This window comes from Anaerovorax sp. IOR16 (assembly GCF_017168145.1).
Lineage (GTDB): Bacteria > Bacillota > Clostridia > Peptostreptococcales > Anaerovoracaceae > IOR16.
The window spans coordinates 63,327-69,683 of the sequence record NZ_JADQTL010000003.1; the positions used below are offsets into that span (position 1 = coordinate 63,327).

6 protein-coding genes and 1 pseudogene are annotated in these 6,357 nt (G+C 38.0%); 3 read left to right on the forward strand and 4 right to left on the reverse strand.

Annotated elements, in window-relative coordinates; translation table 11 throughout:
• Window positions 1-103: 103 nt before the first annotated feature.
• The 4 genes from I2490_RS01490 to I2490_RS01505 all read right to left on the reverse strand — a co-directional run bounded on the left by I2490_RS01490 (window position 104) and on the right by I2490_RS01505 (window position 5,587).
• Window positions 104-1,834, reverse strand: a complete 1,731-nt coding sequence (locus I2490_RS01490) for a [FeFe] hydrogenase, group A (RefSeq protein WP_206458018.1) — start codon at window positions 1,832-1,834, stop codon at window positions 104-106.
• A 3-nt stretch (window positions 1,835-1,837) separates the two neighbouring features.
• On the reverse strand, window positions 1,838-3,721 hold the full coding sequence (locus tag I2490_RS01495) for an NADH-ubiquinone oxidoreductase-F iron-sulfur binding region domain-containing protein (RefSeq protein WP_206458019.1): 1,884 nt from the start codon (window positions 3,719-3,721) through the stop codon (window positions 1,838-1,840).
• A complete protein-coding gene (locus I2490_RS01500; RefSeq protein WP_206458020.1) occupies window positions 3,718-4,200 on the reverse strand; it encodes a complex I 24 kDa subunit family protein in 483 nt (160 codons plus the stop codon). Before I2490_RS01500 ends, I2490_RS01495 begins: the two co-directional genes overlap by 4 nt.
• Before the next feature lie 205 nt (window positions 4,201-4,405).
• Window positions 4,406-5,587 carry an AI-2E family transporter gene (locus tag I2490_RS01505; RefSeq protein ID WP_206458021.1) on the reverse strand — a complete coding sequence of 394 codons (1,182 nt, stop codon included), beginning with the start codon at window positions 5,585-5,587 and terminating at the stop codon, window positions 4,406-4,408.
• Between the two features lie 85 nt (window positions 5,588-5,672).
• Here I2490_RS01505 and I2490_RS16795 point away from each other — a divergent pair, with 85 nt between their 5' ends.
• The 3 genes and pseudogenes from I2490_RS16795 to I2490_RS17120 form a co-directional block, all read left to right on the forward strand.
• A complete protein-coding gene (locus I2490_RS16795; RefSeq protein WP_280634182.1) occupies window positions 5,673-5,798 on the forward strand; it encodes a hypothetical protein in 126 nt (41 codons plus the stop codon).
• 14 nt (window positions 5,799-5,812) lie between these two features.
• On the forward strand, window positions 5,813-6,046 hold the full coding sequence (locus tag I2490_RS01510) for a hypothetical protein (protein WP_206458022.1): 234 nt from the start codon (window positions 5,813-5,815) through the stop codon (window positions 6,044-6,046).
• 197 nt (window positions 6,047-6,243) lie between these two features.
• Window positions 6,244-6,357: pseudogene (locus tag I2490_RS17120) on the forward strand (pyruvate-flavodoxin oxidoreductase); the annotation flags it as partial.

Sequence of the window (6,357 nt, forward strand, 5' to 3'; positions counted from 1 at the left end):
AACTTTTGTTTTATATGAACAAAACAAATAACAATGCCCGTGATACAAAATGTATCACGGGCATTTATTTTTTATTGTCTCATATTTGTGTCAAACGCTCTTATTATTCATCTGCCATTGGTTTTGGATAGTGAACATGTAACAAATGATGTACATCTTCCGTTTTCATAGCAGAATAAAGACTTTTTACTTGTGGATTTTCATCCGAGTATTTGAGCTGAGCGATGCCATCAGCATTATATATGCTTTCCATTCTCTTTTCACGAGTAAGTCTTCTCTTAGCAATTGGTTGACCGCCACCGCATACACAGCCACCAGGACAAGCCATAACTTCTATAAAATCATAATAGATGTTGCCGCTTTTCATTTGCTTGATTAATTGGTCTGCATTTTGCAGTCCGTGAGCAACCGCAATTCGAATTTCGCGGTCACCAACCTCAATGGTAGCCTCTTTTATTCCTTCCATACCGCGAACGCCGCAGTAAGAAATGGCTTGGAGTGACTCTGAGGTTTTTTCTGCATTGCAGCGACGAATAACGGCTTCTGCAACACCGCCGGTAACACCAAACAAGAGTCCGGAACCGGAAGCAAGACCAAATGGCATATCTGGGGATTCCGGTGTAAGGTTAGAAAGATCGATGCCAGCTTCTTGGATCATATATGCTAATTCCTGTGTGGTAATACAAATATCAACGTCACGTTTTCCCTTATGAACAAATTCTGGTCTTGCAACTTCTGCTTTTTTTGCAGTGCAAGGCATAATTGCCACCATAACAGTATCTTTGTCATTCCATTTTGGTTGTGCAAAATGATTTTTTGAAATCGCACCAAGCATTTGCATTGGAGATTTGCAAGTAGAGATATTATCCAAAAGATCCGGATGCTTACTCTCTACAAATTTAACCCATGCAGGGCAGCAAGAGGTAAACATAGGGAATGGACCCCCATCTTCTAAGCGTTTCATAAATTCATTCGCTTCTTCAACAACTGTCATGTCTGCGGATAAACTTGTGTCATAAACATAATCAAAGCCTAATCGGTTTAGTGCCGCAAATGCTTTACCTGTAACCAGTTCTCCAGCAGGAAGATCAAATTCTTCACCAAGTGCAACACGAACGGCCGGTGCCATTTGACAAACAACACGTTTGTTCGGATCAAGCAATGCGTCCCAAACTTTTTGTGTTTCTGATTTAATAACCAGTGCTCCGGTAGGACATACAGCAACACATTGGCCGCAGGAAACACAATCTGTTTCACTTAATTTTTTATTAAAAGCAGTCGTGACTTGAATATCGGCGCCACGGTGTGCAAAATCTAAGATACCCATACCTTGTGTTTCGGAACATACTCGCACGCAGTCTCCGCAAAGGATACATTTACTTGGGTCTCTGATAATAGATGGGCTGGAATGATCCACCGGCTGTATTTCACGGTTGTTATCAAAACGAATGTGTTTTACACCCAAACGAGCAGCAAGAGAGCGAAGTTCACAGTCGTCGTTTTTTTCACATACTGTACAATCTCTGCAATGGTTCGCTAAAATAAGTTCAAGAATCATTCTTCTATGCTTTAATAATTTTTTCGTATTCGTTTTAATAGACATTCCGTTTTTTGGCAGAGTAGAGCAAGCTGCCATAACCGTGCCTTTTTCATCTTCTACTACACACATACGGCAAGCACCATAGGTACTTAAGGAAGAGTGATAGCAGAAGGTCGGAAGATGAATTCCGGTTTTTCGAATGACCTTTAATATATTCTTTTCGCCTTCCAGCTTTACCTTCAGGCCATCAATCCACATAAATTCATCGTGGTTTGTTGTCGCAATTTTATTCATTGTTTATACCTCCTCAATGGCCGCAAAGCTGCAAGCGTCTTTACAAGCACCACATTTTATGCACTTCGCTTGGTCAATGATGAATGGCTCTTTAATCGTACCGCTGATTGCATTAACCGGACAATTTCTTGCACATTTGGAGCATCCCTTGCATTTATCTGCAACAATGACATAAGAAGAAAGTGACTTGCAAGTTTTTGTCGGGCATTTTTTATCTACAATGTGAGCGAGGTATTCGTCACGGAAATATTTCAGCGTACTGATTACCGGAAGCGAAGCCGTTTTTCCAAGTCCGCAAAGTGCGGTATCAGTAATGGTTTCTGCCAGTTCTTCTAAAAGGTCAAGATCTTCTAAGGTACCTTTTCCTTTTGTAATATTTTCTAAGATGTTCAGCATTCGAAGAGTACCTTCTCTGCATGGAACACATTTTCCGCAAGACTCTCTTTGAGTGAAGCTCATGAAGAAACGAGCAACCTCAACCATACAAGTATCGCTGTCCATAACAACGAGACCACCGGAACCAATCATAGCACCGGCTGATTTTAAGGAGTCAAAATCAAGCGGCAAGTCAAGGTGTTCTTTATCCAGACATAGACAGCCGCCGGATGGACCACCAATTTGTACTGCCTTAAAGTCTTTGCCATTTTTAATGCCGCCGCCGATTTCATAGATGATTTCTTTTAAGTTTGTGCCCATAGGAACTTCAATAAGTCCGGTGTTGTTTACATTACCGGTCAGAGCAAATGCTTTTGTCCCCGGACTGTTTGCTGTACCCATGGAACGGAACCATTCATTACCGTTTAGTATAATACTTGGTAGGTTTGCAAATGTTTCTACATTATTTAGAATGGTTGGTTTATTAAACAGACCTTGTTCAACGGTTCTTGGCGGTTTTACACGAGGCATACCACGATCACCTTCAATAGACGCTGTTAAGGCACTTCCTTCACCGCAAACAAATGCACCGGCTCCTTGATTGATTTTAATATCAAAGCTGAAATCAGAACCTAAAATATTTTCACCAAGTAAACCCCAGTCTCTTGCCTGTTCTATCGCATTGCGAAGACGAGTGACCGCCAAAGGGTATTCAGCGCGCACATAGATAAAGCCTTCTGTAGCACGTACAGCGACAGCAGCGATAAGCATACCTTCTAACATTCTATGTGGGTCACCTTCCATAACGCTTCGATCCATGAATGCACCAGGATCTCCTTCGTCACCGTTGCAGACAACGTAGCGGGTGGATTCTTTTTGACGTGCTACCTGCATCCATTTTTTTCCGGTAGGAAATCCACCGCCGCCTCTTCCTCTAAGCTTGGCGAGAACTACTTCTTCAATAACTTCGTCACTGGTCATTTGGAACAAAGCTTTCGTGAACGCAGTGTAGCCGCCGATGCCGATATATTCGTCTATGGATTCAGCATCGATAAGTCCGCAGTGTTCCAAAACTTCTCTTCTTTGTTTTTTATAAAAAGGAATATCTTTTTCGGTTGTATGGTTTTTTCCGTTAAAATGGTAAAGGAGACGTTTTACTGGTTTTCCTTTAAGAATCGTTTCTTGGAAAATTTCAGGCACATCTTCTTTGGTTACTTTAACATACAGGATTCCATAAGGTTCAATGCGTACCAAAGGACCCATTTCACAAAAACCGTGGCAGCCGCTTTTCTTTACAGATACGTGCGGCTTTTCTTCTTTTTCAAGTTGTACATCAACAAAAGAAAAATTGCCTTTCTTGATGATATCTTGGAATGCAGCATAGATATCCAAAGATCCCCCTGCTACACAGCCGGTTCCGCCGCAAACCAATATTTTTTTGTGCTCTAGCTTAAGTGCCTTTGCACATTCCATTTGCCTTTTTTGGAAGGCAGCCAATGATGGAATTCTCATTCGTTGTCCTCCTCCTTTAACTGCTTTAATAGATCTCTTGTTTTTTCCGGGGTCATAGATGGATATACTTTATCATTTACCGTTAGAACGGGTGCCAATCCGCAGGTTCCCAGACAGGAAACCGTTTCCACAGTAAATTTCATATCATCTGTTGTATGTTTTTTATCACTTAATCCTAAGGATTTACGTAATTCTTCTAAAATTGGAATGGATTTTCGAACATGACAGGCAGTACCATCGCATACTTTAATTAAATATTTCCCTTTTGGCTCTAAAGAGAAATTATCATAGAAGGTAGCTACACTGTAAACCTTTGCTTCGCTTAAATCCAATTGGCGAGCTACATAAGTCAAAACTTCTGGAGGTAGATAACGGTATTGTTTTTGCACATCCTGCAAAATGGAAATAATGGCAGATTGCTTTGATTCATGCGCTTTTAGAATCAAGTCAACTTCCGGATACATACCTTTTTTTGGCATAGAGTTCGTCCTTTCTAGTTTAATAAAATAAGATAATAATTAATTGATATCAACAGTATATATACAGGAAGATAACTTGTAAAGAAGATTGTAAAAAATTTAACAAAAAAAGAAGAAAAGCAACATTTATATTCTATATTTGGAAAATAATAAAAATAAATTTTTGGTAAAATGGAAAAAGACAGGAATAAATATTGTTTTTTGCTTAATCTAAATCACGTAATTTTTTCGTTAGAAATAATTTTAGAATTGCAGTAATCGGCACTGCTAAAAGCATGCCTAAAATTCCCCAATAATAGCCGCCCACAGTGACTGCGACTAAAACAAAAACAGGATGTAAACCAGTACTAGAACCGACTACTTTTGGAGAAATAATTGCACCATCAATTTGCTGAATGATAAATAGTACTAAAACAGCAAAAGCTGCTTGACTGAAACTGCCGCTTAATAATCCTACAATAGCAGCTGGAATCATACCCAGAATTGGTCCGAAATAAGGTATGATGTTTGCAATTCCTGCAAAACAGCCAATAAAAACAGCAAAATCAAGTTCGATTAGAGTCAGACCTATTGAAGATAAGATTGCAATAATAAGACCGTCTAATAATTGTCCACGTAAAAAACGAGCAATAACAACATCTACTTCCCTTAATGTTTCACTAAATTTAGAACTTTGTTCCATTGGAAGTAATAGATGTAAGGTTTTTCTCCAAAGACGTAGAAAAAAATCACGATCCTTTAATAAGTAGAAGGATACTACTGCCCCCAAAGCAAAATTTAAAATACCGTTTCCAATATTGGCAACAAAATTGACTGCGACACCTGCATTAAAAATTTGAGAAAACCAAGTTAAGATATGATTGATCGTTTCTTGCCAATTCGTATCGAGGCCGCTGTTTGGTATTTTTTGAAGGGTGTCATAAATTACTTTTTCATATTCCGTAAAATAGAGAACGAGATTATCAATCATACTTTCTAAGCTATAAAATACGACTTGTCCCAAAATTAGTACGGTAAACGCGTATAAAATTAAAATGAGAATGCCAAGAATTAAAAGGAAGGTTAAGAGAATGCTCAAAGTTCTGGTTCTTTTAGTATGGCGCTCCAGACAAATCGGATCGTTTGTTTTTGGAATGAAAAATTTACCGATTAATTTATTGTCAATCATTTCTACAAGAGGACTTAGAAGATAACTGAGAAGCAAACCAATCAGTAATGGTGAAAATGCAGAAGCTAAGTTTCCAATGGCAGAGATTATACTCTCTATAATGGAAGAAAAGTTCGATATTACGAGATAAATAATATATATACTAATGATTGTTATCGATGTAAAAATACTTGCTTTCATGTATTGTTTGTCCATAAGAATTTCTTTAAGTTTTCTCATACTTGCATCCTGCCTTTCTAATATAGTATTATAAACAATAATACAATTTTTAACAATTACTTTTAGAGGAATAGAGGAAATAAAAATGTTCTTTTTGGACATTTATCCAACTTTAAAAAAAGAATTGGATGCAGAAAAAGATGTTGGGAAAGAATATAACAATGCAGATATGGAATTAATACCATATCTCCCTTCTATTACAAAAGGTTAAAGGAATTTCACGGCGTGATACCAGAGATGGCAATTGGAGGATTTACGCCACTTATGACAAGTGCGCATTGCCAAATAGGAGATTTACGGGAAAAAGGCACTTTTACCGAAAAAAACTGCAGACTTTGTACAAAAGGGCATTACTTTCTCAAAGACCGAAAAGGGCGATTTTATGCCGTTTTTGGTAATAAAGAAGATTGCGCGCGCATAATTATTTCTGTAAAAAACAAGATTGACGGTAAAAATTAAATAGAGAACAAGAAAAAACGGTAAAAAACCTAAGGATTTACGGAATTGATAAAACATTATTTTGCATTGACTCATAGCCTTGATTATTCGACTTTTTCGTACTATAATGAGTCTTGTATGTATATGTTCGTTCACATGATGGTTAGCTAGTGAAAAAACAATATTCAATAAATTTTATAACAAAGGAGAAGTATAACATGGGTAAAAAAATGAAAACCATGGATGGAAACACCGCTGCAGCTTACGTGTCTTATGCGTTTACTGATGTAGCAGCAATCTATCCAATTACACCTTCGTCCCCAATGGCAGAA

Coding starts and splice junctions, on each gene's coding strand:
- I2490_RS01495 (WP_206458019.1), bottom strand. CDS start 3,721: ATGAGAATTCCATCATTGGCTGCCTTCCAAAAAAGGCAAATGGAATGT.
- I2490_RS16795 (WP_280634182.1), top strand. CDS start 5,673: ATGTTCTTTTTGGACATTTATCCAACTTTAAAAAAAGAATTGGATGCA.
- I2490_RS01500 (WP_206458020.1), bottom strand. CDS start 4,200: ATGCCAAAAAAAGGTATGTATCCGGAAGTTGACTTGATTCTAAAAGCG.
- I2490_RS01490 (WP_206458018.1), bottom strand. CDS start 1,834: ATGAATAAAATTGCGACAACAAACCACGATGAATTTATGTGGATTGAT.
- I2490_RS01505 (WP_206458021.1), bottom strand. CDS start 5,587: ATGAGAAAACTTAAAGAAATTCTTATGGACAAACAATACATGAAAGCA.